Raw genomic sequence first — 17286 nt, forward strand, 5'->3', positions numbered from 1 at the left:
TCAGCTGACGGCAGACTGAGCGTCGGGGGCGGCTGCTGTCCAGCAGCCGCCCCCGACGCGCGCGTGGCTCCTCGACGCCCGCCGGAATCGCTCAGAGCCTGCCCAAGTCCGGGCGCCCGCTGACGGCGACCGTGGGCAACTCCGAGTCCTCCACCAGGTCACGGGGCAGGGACAGCCCGAAGTGCCGCTCGATCACACCCAGGGACATCGCCAACCTCTGGGCATAACGCCCCGCACCCACCTCCATCACGCTGCCGTCCGGCAACAGGACGCCCGCACCTCGTAGGTCCGGGTTCAGCAGATCGGGGGTACTGCCCCATCGGCGGCCCTCTTCGGCCAGGCCGAAGGAGCACGCCAGTTCTCCACCGACCGCATACGAGAACATCGGTGGCGGATGGCCGGCCTGCGGATCGAGGTTGACCGCCGCCGCTCCGGTACTCCGGGACAGTTCGGCGAGGAAGGCGCGCCGTGCGCCGCGGGCTTCGCCGTACTCCGCCGCGAACGCCCAGCCGCCGGCATCTCCCAGGCGGGCGACGCCGACCTCGGGATCACCGAGCAGAGCCTCGACGTCCCGCCCCCCGGCGAGCACCGGCCGCTCCGTCGGGTCCGCCGCCAACCGCGACGCCAACTCATGGACCCCGATGCCCTGTACGAAGGTCACACTGAAATACCAGGATGCGTGGGCGAGCCATCCCAGACCGCTCTCCACAGCCTCACCGATCCCGTTCGGAGCCCGACGGGTCCTGCCGCGCGGCCCGTTCCGGACCGCCGCCCGAGCCTTGCTCACGCACCGGCCACAGCGCGCCCGGAACTGCCTCCGCCACGGCCGCGGGCTCGGCCGGGCCGGGAAGCGCTACGTACGTCCGCGGCGTGTGCGTCCGCAACCACGCCTCGATCCGCTCCCACGCGGCCGACGACCGCTCGGCCCGCACCTGCTCCGCTTCCATGGAGAGATGCTATGTGAAGCTCGCTTGAGTGGGCGGGAAAGCCCGCACGTCGGCCGCGTATCCTCACCTGCCGAGCAGTCGCCGCCACCAAGTGGTGGGCGCGGAGAACGTCGGGGCCGGCAGTGGGACTTGCCTGCCGGCTATGACGCGGCGTCGACGCAGTCCTCGTCCTCCTCGTCGGCCGGTGCGGGCAACCCAGCGGCTGCGGGGCACAAGTGGAAGCGGGAATCCCACGAGCCATCTGAGACAGAAGCCGAGATCAGCGCTCACGTCCCCGTGGTTTCAAGGGAGTCGGCGGAAGCTCCGGGGCCAGGAGGCGGGCGCCGTCGTAGCCGTGGACCTCGCCGAAGCGGTCACCCTCGTTCCAGTCCTCCCGCGCTCGTGCGATGTCATCGGCTGATCTGCCAATGAAGTTCCACCACATGACGATCTTCTCCGCGAACGGCTCGCCGCCCAGCAGCATCAGCTCGCTCGCGGTGTCCGCGAGGAGGGGGAGGTCGCGGCGGCCCGCGCCCAGGTAGAGGAGCGAGCCCGGGGTGAGGGGGACGCCGTCGACCACCGCGCTGCCCGACATCGACAGGGCCGCGTACTCGAAGTCCGGCTGCAGCGGCAGCCGCGCCGCCGTGCCCTCCGCGAGCGACAGGTCCGCGCCGACCAGCGGCGAGTGGATCGTGCCCGGCGAGACCGCCGTGTCGAGCTCGCCCAGGATCACGGTCGCGCGCAGGCCGCCCGCCCCCGTCACCTCCGGCAGCTCGGCGTGGTGCTCGAAGGACGGCGCGATGTCCCGGCGGGAGTCCGGCAGCGCCACCCACAGCTGGGCCCCGTGCAGGTAGCGCGCGTGGTCGCGGGGCGACTCCTCGGAGTGCGCGATGGCCCGGCCCGAGGTCATCAGGCCCAGCTCGCGCGGCCGTACGGTCTGCTTGCTGCCGAGGCTGTCGCGGTGCAGCACCTCGCCTTCGTGCAGCCAGCTGACCGTCTGCAGGCCCATGTGCGGGTGGGGCGGCACCTGCATGCCGGGTTCGCGCGCGATGTCGTCGGGGCCGTAGTGGTCCACGAAGCACCACGCGCCGACCATCCGCCGGCCCAGGCTCGGCAGCAGGCGCCGCACCTGAGTGCTCTCGCCCAGCTGCACCGTACGGCCGGTGAGCAGTTCGCGGACCGGCGCGGCGGACACGTCCTCACGGCCGCCGCACTCGGTGGCGGCCGGCTTCAGATCGAGATTGCTCATGCCCCGATGATGCCCCGCGCCGGCGCCCCGCGGGCCCACCGCCCGCCCGGTGTTTCGGCCCCGGCGCCGGGACGGAGCCGACGCAACGCAGAACACGCCGGGGCCGGCGCCCGTCTCCGGCGAACACGCCCGGGCCCGCCCGCCGCCTGCGGCGCACTCGAACGCCCCCTGTCCCACACGCGCCTGCATCGCGCGGGGCGCCCCCCTCACCGCCCCTCCCGGTCCACCAGCCCCTCCGGGATGTCCGCCAGGCACCCCCGCAGCCTCTCCCCCAGCGCCTTCGCCTGCGGGTCCGCCCGTGTCGAGGAGGCCACCCCCTCCCCCAGCAGCCCGTGCAGCACGAAGTTGACGGCCCGCAGGTTCGGCAGCTCGTAACGGCTGACCGGCAGCCGCGCGGTCTCGGGCAGCATCGCCCGCAGCCGGGGCACGTCGAGGTAGGAGTGCAGCCAGGCGTAGGCCGCGTCGTCCCGCGCCCACAGCCCGACGTTCGCGTCGCCCCCCTTGTCCCCTGAGCGGGCGCCGACCAGCGTGCCCAGTGGTAGCCGTACCGTGCGGCCGGGCGGGACGGTACGGGCGCCGGGACGCTGCGGGGCGCGGGTCGGCAGGGCGTCCGGGAGTACGGCGTCGGCGCGGGGGCCGGGCAGCGGCGCGGCGGCGGTGGGCGGGCGCGGCACGGGGAGGCGGGTGCCGTCGGGCAGGACGGTGACGGCGTGGACCTCCTCGGCCGGCAGCAGCGCGGGCCAGTGGACGCCGTATCCCGTGGACGTGGGCGAGGCGTGCTCCACGTAGAGCCCGGGATAGCCGGCGAGGGCGAAGGAGGCGACGGCGGAGAAGAAGCCGCGGCCCGCGCGGGCCGGGTCGGGGTCCTTGACGGTGAGGGTCAACCGGTCGACCTCGCCGCCGTGTTCGCGCCGCAGGTCGTAGCCGGCGAAGGCGGCCGGGCCGCCGGTGGCGTCGCGCAGGGCGGCCTCGGCGAAGTCGGCCTTGGCGTCCAGGTCGAGGCCGGTGAGCACGAAGACCGCGGAATTGCGGTGCCCGCCGAGGCGGTTGACGCACACCTTGACGTCGGGCGGCGCGGGCTCGCCGACGACGGGGCCGACGGCGACGCGGTCCTCGCCCTGCTGGGTGAGCCGGATGGAGTCGAAGCGCGCGACGACGTCGGTGTTGGCGTAGGCGGGCCGGCCTGTCTCGTACAGGAGTTGGGCGGTGACGGTGCCGACGGTGACCGCGCCGCCGGTGCCCGGGTGCTTGGTGATGACGCTGGAGCCGTCCGGGTGGAGTTCGGCGATGGGGAAGCCGGGGTGCACCGGGTCGGGGATCTCGGTGAAGAAGGAGTAGTTGCCGCCGGTGGCCTGGGTGCCGCACTCGATGATGTGGCCGGCGGCCACCGCGCCGGCGAGCGCGTCCCAGTCGTCCCTCGCCCAGTCGAAGGCCCAGGCCGCGGGTCCCACGACGAGCGAGGCGTCGGTGACGCGCCCGCAGACCACCACGTCGGCGCCCGCGCGCAGCGCTTGGGTGATGCCCCAGCCGCCGAGGTAGGCGTTCGCGGTGACGGCGTCGCCGGCGCCGAGCGGGCTGCCGGTGTCGAGGTGGGCCAACTCGTGGCCGCGCGAGCGCAGTTCGGGCAGCCGGTCGAGCAGGTCGTCCCCCTCGATGTGGGCGACGCGGGGCCGCAGCCCGGCCTTGGCAGCGAGTTCGCGGACCTTGGCGGCAAGTCCCGCCGGGTTCAGGCCCCCCGCGTTGACCACGATCTTGATGCCGCGCTCCAGGCAGGTGGCGAGCACGTCGCGCAGTTGCAGGAGGAAGGAGGCCGCGTAGCCGCCGTCGGGGTCGCGCTGCCGGGCCTTCCACAGCAGCAGCATCGTCAGCTCGGCGAGGTAGTCGCCGGTGAGGACGTCGATGGGGCCGCCCTCGACCATCTCGCGGGCGGCGGAGAGCCGGTCGCCGTAGTAGCCCGAGCAGTTGGCGATCCGCAGGACGTCGCGGGCCCTGCCGCCGGAGGAGCCGTCCGCACCACCCGCAGGGGTCACCGTACTCTCCCGTCACTTCGCCTCAGGGTCACCGGCCCGCACGATCATCCTGGCGGCCGCGGGCGGCGCGCAAGACCGCGGCGCAAGACCGGGCGCCGGCACACGACGGGGGGGCGACCGCGTGCCGGAGGCGCAACGCCGCGGTGCGCGCGGGGCGTTGTGCGGCGGTGGTTGAATCGCGGGATGAGCCAGCCGCCGGAGCACCAGCCAGAAGCCGCCGCACCGCAGCCGTCGCCCGAAGCCGCCCGCGAGCAGGGGCTGTTGTCGGTCGACGAGGTCATCGACATCGTGGACGAGCACGACAACGTCGTCGGCACCTCGCCCCGCGGCGAGGCGTACGCGCGCGGCCTGCGCCACCGCTGCGCGTTCATCCTCGCCCGCGACGCCGAGGACCGGATCTTCGTCCACCGCCGCACCGCCCGCAAGCTCGTCTTCCCCTCGATGTACGACATGTTCGTCGGCGGCGTGGTCGGCGCCGGCGAGTCCTACGACGAGACGGCGCTGCGCGAGGCCGAGGAGGAGCTGGGCGTCAGCGGACTCCCCCAGCCCACCCGGCTGTTCACCTTCCTGTACGAGGACGCCACCGGGCGCGGCTCGTGGTGGTCGGCGGTCTACGAGGTGCGCTGCGAGCTGCCGGTGCGGCCGCAGGCGGAGGAGGTGGCCTGGCACGCCTTCCTCACCGAGGAGGAGCTCACGGCCCGGCTGGAGGAGTGGCCCTGGGTGCCGGACGGGCTGGCGGCGTACCGCAGGCTGCGGGAGCTGCGCGGGCCGCGCTGATGGGCCGGGGTGCCGGGGGCCTGCGGCCCGGCGTGGCGGGGCCGGGCTGCGCGGCCGCGGCCGGAAGGCGCTGGTTAGGGTGGCCCCGTGAGTGGTTTCGGGCGGCTGCGGGCGGCGCGGGAGTCGGTGGGGCTCTGGTTCGCGCCCGAACGGGTCCGCAGCGAGGGCACCACGCCCGATTACCGTTTCTCGCTCGCCAACGAGCGCACCTTCCTCGCCTGGATCCGCACCGCCCTCGCCCTGATCGGCGGCGGCTTCGCGGTGGACCAGTTCCTCACCGACCACCTCACCCAGTGGGTGCGGGCCGCCCTCGCGCTCGCCCTGCTGGCCGGCGGCGTCCTGTGCTGCCTGCGGGCGGTCAACCACTGGGTGCGCTCCGAGCGCGCCATACGGCTGGGCCGCAGCCTGCCCGCCTCCCGCTTCCCGGCGCTGCTCGCGGTGCTGGTGGCGGTGCTCGGCCTCGCGATGGTGGTCGTGGTCGTCTTCGGCTGGGCCGGATGAGCGGTACGGAGCCCGGCGGGCCCCGCCCGGCCGTCGAGACCGACCGCGACCCGGGGCTCCAGCCCGAGCGCACCCGCCTGGCCTGGCGCCGTACCACGCTGTCCTGGGCGGTGGCCGGGGTGCTCGCGGTGCGGCAGGCGCTGCGGGCCGACGACAGCGCGGTCGGCGGGATCGCGGTGGGGCTGGCCGCCTTCGGCTTCCTGGGCATCCTCGTCCTGGCCCACCGCCGCCTGACGGGCCTGGACCCCGCCCGCCCCGAAGCGCTGCCGAACCGCTGGGCCGTGGCGGCGGCGGCCTGCACGCTCCTGCTCGCGCTGTGCGGCGCCGCCCTGGTGTGGTGGGGCAGCACGGGCTGAGCACAAGGGTGAACGGGCTGAGCAGGGGCTGAGAGCACGGGCCGAGCACGGCCCGAGACCGCTCCCGCCGAGCCCCACCGAGGCCGGCCAAGGCCCGTCGAGGCCGGCCGAAGCCCGCCGAACCCGACAGGCCCACTCCCCCCGAGCCGAACCCAACCGAGCCCGGCTCCCACAGCCGCCCCCTCCTACGGCGCCAGGATGTCCAGTTCGCGCAGCGCCCCCACGCAGATCTCCCGCATCAGGTCCTCCGCCGCCCGGGCGTCGCGGGCGCGGACGGCCTCGGCGACGCGGACGTGGAGGGTGACGGCTTCCGGGTCGGGCGCGGTGAACATCACATGGTGCTCGGTGCGCCCGGTGAGCACTTCGGCGACCACGTCGCCGAGCCGGGCGAACATCTCGTTGCCGGAGGCGTCGAGGACGACCCGGTGGAAGGCGATGTCGTGCACGAGGTACGCGGCGAGGTCGGCGGCCCGGGCGGCGGCGGCCATCTCGGCGGCGAGCACGGTGAGTTCACGGCACTGCTCGGGGGTGGCCGCCTCGGCGGCGAGCCCAGCGGCCACCGGTTCGACGGCCGTGCGCAGGGTCGTCAGGGACCGCAGTTGCCGGGAGCGGTCGGCGCCGGCCAGCCGCCAGCGGATCACCGCGGGGTCGAAGACGTTCCACTCCTCGGTACGGCGGACGGTGACACCCACCCGCCGCCTGGACTCCACCAGGTGCATGGCCTCCAGGACCCGTACGGCCTCGCGCACGACCGTCCGGGAGACGCCGTAGCGGGCTTCGAGCTCGTCGATGCGCAGCACCGTGCCCGGCGGGTGCTCGCCCGAGGCGATGGCGGGGCCGAGTTCGGCCAGGACCTTCGAGTGCAGACCGCCGCCCGCCTCCGCGGCCCCCGCCCCACGCGGACTGTCGTGATCGGACATGGGCCAAGCCTAAGAGAACCGGAAAGCCGGACACGCCGGCTCACCTCACCACCACTTGTATGACTATTAGGTCACAACCTCTTGAATAAGTATTACCAATAGGTGTTCAGTGGTCGCCACGCCGCCGGTCCCGGCTCCCCCGTACGAGACCGGCGGCGCCCATCCGCAGCTGCAAGGAGGCAGGGCAATGACGGCCGCGTCGAAGACACCACCGGTGGTCGTGGTCATGGGAGTCTCCGGCTCCGGCAAGTCCACCGTGGGCGGCCTGCTCGCCGAGCGCCTGGGCGTCCCCTACGCCGAGGCCGACGACTTCCACCCGGCGGCCAACATCGCCAAGATGTCCGCCGGGCACCCGCTGGACGACGCGGACCGGGCGCCCTGGCTGGACGCCATCGCCGAGTGGATCGCGGCGCACGAGGGCCACGGCGGCGTCGTCAGCTGCTCGGCGCTGCGCCGCCGCTACCGGGACCGGCTGCGCGAGGCGGCGCCGGACCTGTTCTTCCTCCACCTGGACGGCCCGCAGGAGCTGATCGCCGCCCGACTGGCCGCCCGCATGCAGCACTTCATGCCCTCGGGGCTGCTCGGCTCCCAACTCGACGCGCTGGAACGGCTGGAGCCCGACGAGTCCGGCGCCGTGGTGTCCATCGAGGGCGGCCCCCAGCAGATCGCCGAGCGCGCCCTGGCCCTCCTGCCCGACTGACCCCGGCCGAACGGCCGAGCGGCCCCACCGCACGACCGAACGCACAGGACCGCACCCCACCCGCACGACCGAAGCGGCACCGGGCCGCAGCGCCCGCCCGTGCCACCCACCCGTGGCCCGACCGCCACGTCCCACCCGCCCGTCGACGGAACACCACCGCCCCGCGCCACCACCGCGAGGCGCACCCCACCCGTCCCGCACCCTCCTGGAGTCCTCCGTGTCCGCACTCAGCGTCGAGCTGCTGGCCGCCGCCCCGCCCCCGACGATCACCGACGCCGGCAACACCCGGCTCGCCCTGGCCGCGCTCGCCGGCATCGCCGTCATCGTGCTGCTGATCTCCCGCTTCAAGCTGCACGCCTTCCTCGCCCTGACGATCGGCTCGGGCGTGCTCGGCTCGGTCGCCGGCGCCCCGCTCGCCAAGACGATCACCAGCTACAGCAACGGGCTGGGCTCCACCGTGGCGAGCGTGGGCACCCTGATCGCACTCGGCTCCATCCTCGGCAAGCTACTCGCGGACTCCGGCGGCGCCGACCAGATCGTGGACACCATCCTGGCCAGGACCAGCAACAAGCGGCTGCCCTGGGCGATGGCCCTGATCGCGGGCCTGGTGGGGCTGCCGCTGTTCTTCGAGATCGGCATCGTGATGCTGATCCCCGTGGTGCTGCTCGTGGCCCGGCGCAGCGGCGAGTCGCTGATACGGATCGGCATACCCGCCCTCGCCGGCCTGTCGATCATGCACGGCCTGGTGCCGCCGCACCCGGGGCCGCTGGCCGCGATCGACGCCATCCACGCCGACATGGGCACCACCCTCGCCCTGGGCGTGCTGATCGCCCTGCCCACGCTCGCCATCGCCGGCCCGCTCTTCGGCCGGTTCGCCGCCGGCTGGGTGGACGTGGCGCCGCCGGAGCGGATGACCCCGGCCCGCCCCTCGGACGACCTGGAGCGGCGGCCGAGCTTCGCCGCCACCGCGTGCACCATGCTGCTGCCCGTCGTGCTGATGCTCGCCAAGGCGCTCGCCGATGTGATCATCGACGACCAGAGCAGCCTGGCGTACCGGATCTTCGACGTGATCGGCACGCCGCTGGTCGCGCTGCTGGCCGCGGTGATCGTGGCGATGTTCGCCCTCGGGCGGGCCGCGGGCTTCGACAAGCAGCGGCTGTCGGCCACCGTGGACGCCTCGCTCGCGCCGATCGCCGGCATCATGCTCATCGTCGCCGCCGGCGGCGGCTTCAAGCAGACGCTCATCGACTGCGGGGTCGGCCAGACCATCCTGGACTGGTCGAAGGACTGGAACATCTCCGCGTTGCTGCTGGGCTGGCTGATCGCGGTGCTGATCAGGGTGGCCACCGGCTCGGCGACCGTGGCGATCATCTCGGCCTCGGGCCTTGCGGCGCCGCTGACGGCAGGCATGTCGACCAGCCACACCTCGCTGATGGTGCTCGCGGTGGGCGCCGGCTCGCTCTTCTTCTCGCACGTCAACGACGCCGGGTTCTGGCTGGTCAAGGAGTACTTCGGGATGGACGTCCCGCAGACGCTGAAGACGTGGTCCGCGATGGAGACGGTGATCTCGGTGGTGGCGCTCGGCTTCGTGATGCTGCTGTCGGTGATCATCTAGGACGACAGGCAAGCGGCGAGCGGCCGCCGCGGGGGGCTTCCCGCGGCGGCCGCTCGCCGTTCGACGGGGGCTGCCGCTCGCCGTTCACCCGGGCTTCGCCGACCCCGCACCCGAGGGCGCATCACCAGCGCGGCACGCTCGGCGTCGTCCAGCCGGGTTCGGCCAGCCGCATCGCCGCCGCGTCGTCGCGGTCGCGCATCGAGCCGTCGTCGTCCAGCCAGCGCCGGTGCAGGGCGGCAAGGGCGTCCCGGTCGAGTTCGACGCCGAGGCCCGGCAGGTCGCTGACGGCCAGCCGGCCGCTGTCGAAGACGTGCCGGCGGGTGATGACGTCCTCGGTCTGCCACGGGTAGTGCGAGTCGCAGGCGTAGTCGAGGTTGGGCACCGTGGCGGCGACGTGGGTCATGGCGGCCAGGCTGATGCCGAGGTGGGTGTTGGAGTGCATCGACAGGCCCACGCCGAAGGTGCGGCAGATCGCGGCCAGGTGCTGGGTGTTGCGCAGCCCGCCCCAGTAGTGGTGGTCGGAGAGCACGACCTGGACCGCGCCGCGGGTGAAGGCGTCGCGGATCTCGGGGAAGGTGGTCACGCACATGTTGGTGGCCAGCGGTACGGCGGTGCCCGCGGCGACCTGCGCCATGCGGTCCGTGGTGCTCGCCGGGTCCTCCAGGTACTCCAGGACGTCGCCGAGTTCACCGGCCACCTTCAGCGAGGTCTCCACCGACCAGGCCCCGTTGGGGTCCAGGCGCAGCGGCTTGCCGGGGAACGCCTCGGCGAGCGCGCGGATCGCGGCGACCTCCTGCTCGGGCGGGAAGACGCCGCCCTTGAGCTTGAAGGAGCCGAAGCCGTAGGTGTCGGCGAAGCGGCGGGCCTGGGCGACGACGCCCTCGGGGTCCAGGGCCGCGCCCCAGTCGTCGCTCTCGCCGCGGCCCTGCGGGTGCTCGGCGAAGCGGTAGAAGAGGTAGGCGCTGTAGTCCACGGCGTCGCGCACCTTGCCGCCGAGCAGGGCGTGCACGGGCAGGCCGAGGCACTTGCCGAGGGCGTCCAGGCACGCCACCTCGAAGCCGGAGACGACCGACAGCCGCAGCTTGTCGGCGGTCTGGACACCGCGCAGGCCGCCGGTGTCCACCGAGTCGGAGACCTCCTCGGGCAGGGCGCACACCCGCGCGGCCAGGTCGGCGAGGCCGTTGAGGTCGGCGAGCCGGTGGCCGGGCAGCGCCTCGGCGAGGGGGGCGGCCAGGTCCAGGTAGCGGGTGTCGCCGTAGGTCTCGCCGACGCCGGTGGTGCCGTCCGCGGTGACCACCTCGACGATGAGCCGGGGGGTGTAGGGCTGGTGGACGCCTTGGGTGTTGAGCAGCGGCGGGTCGGCGATGAGGATGGGGGTCAGCCGCACCTCCGCGACGGTCAGCGCAAGGCCGCGCGGGGATCCGGCCGGCTCGGACACCGCGGCCGCCGTCTGCATATGTGAATTATGTTCACCCATAAGACCACAGGGTAGGTGGGGCGCCTCAGGGGCGTCAACGCGGCCCCCACCTGGCGTCCCTCGTGTGAGCCGAGCCCGCCGGGGAGCGCCACGGCCGCCGCCCCCTCACGTACCGCCCAGCCGTGCCCGCGCCCTCGCCGCAGCCACGCGGCCCCCGCACCCGCGGCCCGAGCGAACACCGGACGACAGCAGGCGGAACACTGGACGACATACCAACCGGTCGGTAATATGCTGGCCCATGAGCGCTCCCGACTCCCTCCCGGGCCTCGACCTCGACCGGCTCCGCGCCCACCTGGACCGCGAGCTGCCCGGGCTGCTCGACGGCGACCTGCGGGCCGAGCTGATCCAGGGCGGCCGGTCCAACCTCACCTACCGCGTCACCGACGGCACCGGCACCTGGGTGGTCCGCCGTCCCCCGCTCGGCCATGTGCTGGCCACCGCCCACGACATGGCCCGCGAGCACCGGGTGATCAGCGCCCTCGCCCCCACCTCCGTCCCCGTCCCGCGCACCCTGCTGCTCTGCGAGGACCCGGAGGTGATCGGCGCGCCCTTCTACGTCATGGAGCACGTCGCCGGCACCCCGTACCGCAGCGAGGAGCAGCTGCGCGCGCTCGGGCCCGAGCGCACCCGCGCGGCCGTGCACCACCTCGTGGACACCCTCGTGGACCTGCACGCGGTGGACCCCGCGGCGGTGGGGCTGGCCGGGTTCGGCCGGCCCGAGGGCTTCCTCGACCGGCAACTGCGGCGCTGGGGCAAGCAGCTGGACTCCTCCCGCAGCCGCGAACTGCCCGGCATGGACGAGTTGCACGCCGGCCTCGGCCGCACGCTGCCGCACTCCCCCGCCCCGGCGATCGTGCACGGCGACTACCGCCTGGACAACGTCCTGATGGACCCGGACGGGACACCGACCGCCGTGCTCGACTGGGAGATGTCCACCTTCGGCGACCCGCTCACCGACCTCGGCCTGCTGGTGATGTACAGCGAGCAGCGCGACGCCGACCTCCTGTCGGCCCCCACCACCGGCGGCGCCCCCGGCCACCCCTCGCCGCAGGAGATCGTCGGCCGCTACGCCGAGCGCTCGGGGCGCGACGTGGCCGCCGTCGACTGGTACACCGCCTTCGCCTACTTCAAGCTGGCGGTGATCGTGGAGGGCATCCACTACCGCTGGACCCTCGGCCGGACCGTCGGGCCGGGCTTCGACCGGATCGGCTCGGTCGTCCCGGTCTTCGTCGCACGCGGCCTGGAGCGGCTCGCGCGGCCCTCCGGCCACTCCCACAGCGAGGACTGAGCACCCATGGACTTCGGCTACGACAGCAGGACCCAGGAGCTGCGCGAGCGGCTGCAGACCTTCCTCGACGAGCACGTGTACCCCGCCGAGCCCGTCTTCGCCGAGCAGCGCGAGCAGGCCGAGGGCGAGGCGCGCTGGTCGGCGCCGCCGATCGTGGAGGAACTGAAGGCGAAGGCCCGGGCGCAGGGCCTGTGGAACCTCTTCCTGCCGGGCGCGTACGGCGCCGGGCTGACCAACCTGCAGTACGCGCCGCTCGCCGAACTCACCGGCCGCAGCCCCTACCTGGCGCCGCCCGCGCTCAACTGCGCGGCGCCCGACACCGGGAACATGGAGGTGCTCGCGGAGTTCGGCACGCCCGCCCAGCGCAAGGAGTGGCTGGAGCCGCTGCTCGCAGGCGAGATCCGCTCGGCGTTCGCCATGACCGAGCCGGCCGTCGCCTCCTCCGACGCCACCACCATCGAGACCCGCATCGAGCGCGACGGCGACCGTTACGTCATCAACGGCCGCAAGTGGTACATCTCCGGGGCCATGAACCCCAAGTGCGCGGTCTTCATCGTGATGGGCAAGACCGACCCGGCCGCCGAACGGCACCGGCAGCAGAGCCAGGTCCTCGTGCCGCGGGACACCCCGGGGCTCGAAGTGCGGCGCGGTATGCGGGTGTTCGGCTACGACGACGCCGATCACGGCGGGCACGCGGAGGTCGTCTTCCACGACGTGCGGGTGCCGGTGGAGAACCTGGTGGGCGAGGAGGGCGGCGGGTTCGCCATCGCGCAGGCCCGGCTCGGGCCCGGCCGCATCCACCACTGCATGCGGCTGATCGGCATGGCGGAGCGGGCCATCGAGCTGATGTGCCGGCGAGCGGCGAGCCGTACCGCGTTCGGCAAGCCGCTGGCCGCGCAGGGCGTGGTGCAGGAGTGGATCGCCGAATCGCGGGTCGCCGTCGAGCAGTTGCGGCTGCTGGTGCTGAAGACGGCGTGGCTGATGGACACGGTGGGCAACCAGGGGGCGCACACCGAGATCCAGGCGATCAAGATCGCCACACCGGGGACGGTCCAGCAGATCATCGACCGCGCCATCCAGGTGCACGGGGCGGCCGGCGTCTCGCAGGACACCCCTCTCGCCGAACTCTTCGCCGCCGCCCGGACGCTGCGCCTGGCCGACGGCCCGGACGAGGTCCACAAGCGCTCGCTGGCCCGCCGCGAGCTGCGCGCTTACACGTAGCGCTTCTACGGAGCCGGCCCCCGCACGCCGTGTCCTTGGCGTCAGGGCGTGACCACCAGGCGGCCGGTCGTCGTGCCCTCCGCCACCCTGGCCACCGCGTCCGCTGCCTCCGTCAGAGGGAGGCGGGCGGAGATCAGGGGGCGGATGGAGCCCTTGGCGGCCAGATCGGTGAGTTCCTGGTGGGCGGCGGGGATCGCCGCCGGGTCCTGGGTGGCGTACAGGCCCCAATGGAGGCCGAGGATGGCGTAGTTCTTCACCAGGGCGTGGTTGAGGGCGGGCGTCGGGATCGTGCCGCTGGTGAAGCCGACCACGACGATGCGGCCCTCGAAGGCGACGCACTTGGTGGAACGGGCGTAGGACTCGCCGCCGACCGGGTCGTAAACGACGTCGGCGCCGCGCCCGCCGGTGAACTCCTTGACGGCGGCGACGAAGTCGCCGGCGTGGCGGTCCACGACGAGGTCGGCCCCGAGCGCGGCGGCCGCCTCGGCCTTCTCCGGGCCGCCCACGACACCGACGACCCTGGCGCCCGCGGCCTTGCCGAGCTGCACGGCCGCGCTGCCGACGCCGCCCGCGGCCGCGTGGACCAGAAGCGTCTCGCCGGGCCGCAGCGCCGCCCTGCGGTGCAGGCCGAACCAGCCGGTCTGGTAGGCGATGTGCAGGGCGGCCGCCTCGGCGTCGTCCAGCGCGTCGGGCGCGGGCAGCACGCCCGCGGCGGGCACGACGGCGTACTGCGCGAAGGCTCCGCCGGGCAGCGCGGCGGTGCTGATGACGCGCGTGCCGGGTTCGGGTCCCGTCACGCCCGGCCCGGCCGCGTCCACCTCGCCGCACATCTCCACGCCCGGCGTGAAGGGCAGCGGCGGCCGCACCTGGTACTGCCCGCGGCACAGCATCGCGTCGGGGAAGTTGACGGCGGCGGCCCGCACCCGCAGGCGCACCTGGCCGGGCCCGGGCTCGGGGACGGGCACCTCGTCCAGGCGCATGACGTCGCGCGGCTCGCCGGTCTCGTGGACGCGCCATGCCTTCACGGGCTCAACTCCCAAGGGGGGTCAGGGCAGCCGCACGGAGTGCAGCAGCAGGTCGGAGAACTCCGCGGCGACCTGCCGCGCGGACAGCGGGCCGTCCGCGCGGTACCAGGTGCCGAGGTGGTGCACGGAGCCGAAGAAGAAGTCCGCGACGAGGTCGGCGCTCGCCTCGGGCCGGAACCGGCCCGCGCGCTGCCCCTCCTCGATCAGGCCGCGGAACCTCTCGTGGTAGCGGCGCCGCTCGGCCCGCACCGCCTTCTGCTGGTCGGGGCCGAGGTGGTGCATGGACAGGAAGAAGATCTTCGTGTCGTCGAGGTTCTCGATGCTGGTGACGACGACGTCGGCGGCGGCCTCGGCCAGCCGCTCCTCCACCGGCGCCGCGCTGGAGGCGATGGCTTCCAGCCGCTCGGTCTGCAGCCGCAGCACGCGGCCGTAGATCTCGTGGAGCAGGTCGTCCTTGGCGCCGAAGTAGTGGTAGAGCGCGCCCTTGGTGACGCCGGCGGCCGCCACGATCTCCTGCACCGAGGTGCGGTCGTAGCCGCGCTCGGCGAAGAGCCGGGTGGCCTCGGCGAGCAGCCGCTCGGGGACCGCGCCGGCCGGGGCGGGCCGCGCGCCCTGCTCCCCGCTGCCGGTGCCGCCCGTCGCATCGCGTGCCATGGCCTGTGCCTTTCCTGAGGCTCGGGAGGGGGTGCCGGTGCCCGCCGCGAGGCGGGCGGACCGGCGTCTACGGACCCTATCCGGCGCCCTGCCCCGTCACCGCCCGCAGCTCGCGCCGCAGGATCTTGCCCGACGCCGTCTTCGGCAGCTCGGTGAGCACCTCGACCTGCCGCGGGTACTTGTACGCCGCCAGCCGCTCCCGGCAGTAGGCGACCAGGTCGCCGGGCTCGGCCTTCTCGCCCGGCCGCAGGCTGACGTACGCCTTGACGCTCTCGCCCCGGTAGGCGTCGGGCACGCCGACGACGGCGGCCTCGCGCACGGCCGGGTGCGTGTAGAGGACGTCCTCGACCTCGCGCGGCCAGACCTTGAACCCGGAGGCGTTGATCATGTCCTTCTTGCGGTCCACGACGTAGAGCCAGCCGTCCTGGTCCATGAACCCGATGTCGCCGGTGCGCAGTTCGCCGCCGGGCAGCGCCGCCTGCGACTCCGCGGGCCGGTCCAGGTAGCCGGGGACGACCATGGGGCCGCGCACGGCGATCTCGCCCTGCTCGCCGAAGGGCACCTCGGCGCCGGCCTCGTCCAGGATGCGCACCATCGTGCCGGGCCCGGGCACGCCGACCGCGAGGGTGCCGGAGACGGGATCAACGGGGGCCTCCTCGCCGGGCGGCACCGTGGCGCAGGGCGCGGTGCACTCGGTCAGGCCGTAGCCGTTGGCGAGGTAGAGCCCGCCGGAGCGGGCCCGGAAGGACTCCACCACCGCGGGCGGCAGCGGGGCGCCGCCGGAGGAGACCAGGCGGAAGGACGCGAAGTCGGCGGGGCCCGCGTCGGGCCGGGCGAGCAGCGCCATGAACGCGGTGGCCGGCCCCACGGTGTAGGCGGGGCGGTGCTCGCGGAAGGCGTCGAGCACCACGCCGGGTTCGAAGCGGTGCGCGAGCGCGAGGGTGTGCCCGCCGGCCAGGGCGGAGGCGAACTCGCAGACCATGCCGGTGATGTGGAAGAGCGGGGCGAGCGCGAACAGCACCGCGTCCTCGGGGAGTTGCTGCAGCCGCACCTGCCGGTGGGCGTTGAAGGAGATGTTGCCGTGGGTGTTCAGCGCGCCCTTGGGGCGGCCGCTGGTGCCGGAGGTGTAGCTGACCAGCGCGGTGTCGCCGGCCTGCGGCAGTGGCAGGTCGGGGCGCGGGCCGGCGGCCGCCCGGGCGGCGGCGAGCAGGTCGTCCGCGCCCTCGCCGGGTGCGGTCCGCGGGCCGGTCAGCGCCCGCGGGTCGTCGCGGGTCTGCAGGTCGTACTCGCTGGCGGTCAGCGCGATCCGCACCGGTGAGGCGGCGGCCGTGGCGCGGACGGAGGCCTGCCAGGCGGCCGGTGAGCAGACCAGGGCGGCGGCGTGCGCGTCGAACAGCACGTGCGCCAACTCGTCGTGCTTGTACATGGGGTTGACGGGGATCACGGCGCCGCCGGCCTTCCAGGTGCCGAGCACGGCGATCGCGAACTGCGGGATGTTCTGCAGCATCACCGCGAGCCGGTCGCCGGGGGCGAAGCCGCGGGCGGCCAGGTGGCGGGCGAACCCGTCGGACAGCGCGTCCAGTTCGCGGTAGGTCAGGGCGCCGTCGAAGTAGCGCAGGGCGGCCCGCTCGGGCCGGTGCGCCGCGGCGTCCAGGAAGGCGTGCAGCACGGACGGCGGGTGGTCGCCGGGGGTCTGCTGCTCGGCGGTGTAGAACTTCAGCCAGGGCTGGTCGGCGTAGCCGCTCATACCGCTTCCCCTTTCCCGCCCGTGCGGTCCTCGTACAGGCGCTGGAGCTTGTTCATCCCGCGCAGCCAGCGTTCGGGTTCGGTGGCGCGGGCGGCGTGGAAGCCGGCGACCTCGGGGTGCGGGAGGATCAGGAAGCGCTCGTCCGCGATGCCGTCGAGGACCGCCTTGGCGACCTCCTCGGGCTCGATGGCGGTGGGCGCCAGGACGAGTTCGCCCGCGATGCCGGCGGCGGTGAGCATGTCGGTGCGCACCCCCTGCGGGCAGACGGCGTGCACGCGGATGCCGCGGTGCCGGTAGGTGAGCGAGAGCCACTCGGCGAAGGCGAGCGCGCCGTGCTTGGTCACCGTGTACGGGGCCGCGCCGATCATCGTCAGCAGGCCGGCGGCGGAGACGGTGGACACGAAGCGGCCCGAGCCGCGCTCCAGCCACTCCGGCAGCAGGGCGCGGGCGGCGCGGACATGGCTCATCACGTTGACGTCCCAGGCCAGTTCCCACGCCGCGTCCTCGGCCTCGGGGCCGCCACCGGTGCCGACCCCGGCGTTGGCGCAGAAGACGTCGACGCCGCCGCCGAGCGCGTCCCGGGCGGCGGGGACGATGCCGGAGGCGTCGCCCGGGACGACCGCCGCGCCGATCTCGGCGGCCAGGTCCCGCACCGACTCCTCGGTGAGGTCGTTCACCGCCACGCGGGCCCCCGCGGCGGTGAAGGCGCGGGCGAGGGCGGCCCCGATTCCGCCGCCCGCCCCGGTGACGACCACCCGGGCGCCGCGCAGCGCTTCCTCGACCACGGTGTCTCCCTCGAC

16 protein-coding genes are annotated in these 17286 nt (G+C 74.2%); 7 read left to right on the plus strand and 9 right to left on the minus strand.

Translation table 11 applies throughout. The features are described from left to right. Positions 1 to 91 precede the first annotated feature (91 nt). The 3 genes from BLR33_RS31210 to BLR33_RS31225 all read right to left on the minus strand — a co-directional run bounded on the left by BLR33_RS31210 (position 92) and on the right by BLR33_RS31225 (position 4094). Positions 92 to 709 carry a DUF6461 domain-containing protein gene (locus BLR33_RS31210; protein ID WP_245771787.1) on the minus strand — a complete coding sequence of 206 codons (618 nt, stop codon included), beginning with the start codon at positions 707 to 709 and terminating at the stop codon, positions 92 to 94. A gap of 497 nt (positions 710 to 1206) precedes the next feature. Further along, complete coding sequence (locus tag BLR33_RS31220; protein ID WP_093788029.1) at positions 1207 to 2175, minus strand: pirin family protein; 969 nt, start codon at positions 2173 to 2175, stop codon at positions 1207 to 1209. Between the two features lie 206 nt (positions 2176 to 2381). Then, positions 2382 to 4094 (minus strand): acyclic terpene utilization AtuA family protein, encoded by a 1713-nt coding sequence (locus BLR33_RS31225; protein ID WP_407639750.1) that lies wholly within the window; start codon positions 4092 to 4094, stop codon positions 2382 to 2384. Between the two features lie 294 nt (positions 4095 to 4388). On the opposite strand from BLR33_RS31225, the gene BLR33_RS31230 reads away from it, so the two are divergent. The 3 genes from BLR33_RS31230 to BLR33_RS31240 all read left to right on the plus strand — a co-directional run bounded on the left by BLR33_RS31230 (position 4389) and on the right by BLR33_RS31240 (position 5839). Continuing rightward, entirely contained in the window at positions 4389 to 4982 is a 594-nt protein-coding gene (locus tag BLR33_RS31230) for an NUDIX hydrolase (RefSeq protein WP_176930683.1), read from the plus strand. Positions 4983 to 5069: 87 nt separating this feature from the next. Continuing rightward, positions 5070 to 5483, plus strand: a complete 414-nt coding sequence (locus BLR33_RS31235; RefSeq protein WP_245771788.1) for a YidH family protein — start codon at positions 5070 to 5072, stop codon at positions 5481 to 5483. After that, on the plus strand, positions 5480 to 5839 hold the full coding sequence (locus BLR33_RS31240) for a DUF202 domain-containing protein (RefSeq protein WP_093788031.1): 360 nt from the start codon (positions 5480 to 5482) through the stop codon (positions 5837 to 5839). The genes BLR33_RS31235 and BLR33_RS31240 overlap by 4 nt, the downstream gene beginning before the upstream one ends. Positions 5840 to 6024: 185 nt before the next feature. Here the strand turns inward: BLR33_RS31240 and BLR33_RS31245 are convergent, their stop codons facing one another. Beyond that, entirely contained in the window at positions 6025 to 6759 is a 735-nt protein-coding gene (locus BLR33_RS31245; RefSeq protein WP_093788032.1) for a FadR/GntR family transcriptional regulator, read from the minus strand. A gap of 187 nt (positions 6760 to 6946) precedes the next feature. Between BLR33_RS31245 and BLR33_RS31250 the strand changes: the two genes are divergently transcribed. Together BLR33_RS31250 and BLR33_RS31255 are read left to right on the plus strand one after the other, a co-directional pair. After that, a complete protein-coding gene (locus tag BLR33_RS31250) occupies positions 6947 to 7459 on the plus strand; it encodes a gluconokinase (protein WP_093788033.1) in 513 nt (170 codons plus the stop codon). A gap of 217 nt (positions 7460 to 7676) precedes the next feature. Further along, a complete protein-coding gene (locus BLR33_RS31255; RefSeq protein WP_093788034.1) occupies positions 7677 to 9074 on the plus strand; it encodes a GntP family permease in 1398 nt (465 codons plus the stop codon). Positions 9075 to 9195: 121 nt separating this feature from the next. Here the strand turns inward: BLR33_RS31255 and BLR33_RS31260 are convergent, their stop codons facing one another. Then, positions 9196 to 10530, minus strand: coding sequence for a glucarate dehydratase family protein (locus BLR33_RS31260; protein WP_093788035.1), 1335 nt, complete (start codon positions 10528 to 10530; stop codon positions 9196 to 9198). Between the two features lie 259 nt (positions 10531 to 10789). Here BLR33_RS31260 and BLR33_RS31265 point away from each other — a divergent pair, with 259 nt between their 5' ends. Further along, positions 10790 to 11839: a phosphotransferase family protein gene (locus BLR33_RS31265; protein WP_093788036.1), complete on the plus strand. Its 1050-nt coding sequence runs from the start codon at positions 10790 to 10792 to the stop codon at positions 11837 to 11839. A 6-nt stretch (positions 11840 to 11845) separates the two neighbouring features. Further along, the gene (locus BLR33_RS31270) at positions 11846 to 13060 is read left to right on the plus strand and encodes an acyl-CoA dehydrogenase family protein (protein ID WP_093788037.1); all 1215 of its coding nucleotides are present in this window, start codon (positions 11846 to 11848) and stop codon (positions 13058 to 13060) included. A 41-nt stretch (positions 13061 to 13101) separates the two neighbouring features. On the opposite strand, the gene BLR33_RS31275 is transcribed toward BLR33_RS31270, so the two are convergent. From BLR33_RS31275 to BLR33_RS31290, 4 genes are all read right to left on the minus strand, one after another. Then, positions 13102 to 14085 (minus strand): NADPH:quinone oxidoreductase family protein, encoded by a 984-nt coding sequence (locus tag BLR33_RS31275; RefSeq protein WP_093788038.1) that lies wholly within the window; start codon positions 14083 to 14085, stop codon positions 13102 to 13104. Between the two features lie 21 nt (positions 14086 to 14106). Beyond that, the gene (locus BLR33_RS31280) at positions 14107 to 14739 is read right to left on the minus strand and encodes a TetR/AcrR family transcriptional regulator (RefSeq protein WP_093788039.1); all 633 of its coding nucleotides are present in this window, start codon (positions 14737 to 14739) and stop codon (positions 14107 to 14109) included. Between the two features lie 76 nt (positions 14740 to 14815). Next, a complete protein-coding gene (locus tag BLR33_RS31285) occupies positions 14816 to 16486 on the minus strand; it encodes an AMP-binding protein (RefSeq protein ID WP_093788040.1) in 1671 nt (556 codons plus the stop codon). After that, complete coding sequence (locus tag BLR33_RS31290; RefSeq protein WP_245771789.1) at positions 16483 to 17271, minus strand: SDR family oxidoreductase; 789 nt, start codon at positions 17269 to 17271, stop codon at positions 16483 to 16485. Before BLR33_RS31290 ends, BLR33_RS31285 begins: the two co-directional genes overlap by 4 nt. Positions 17272 to 17286 lie beyond the last annotated feature (15 nt).

Source organism: Actinacidiphila guanduensis (assembly GCF_900103985.1).
Classification (GTDB): Bacteria; Actinomycetota; Actinomycetes; order Streptomycetales; family Streptomycetaceae; genus Actinacidiphila; species Actinacidiphila guanduensis.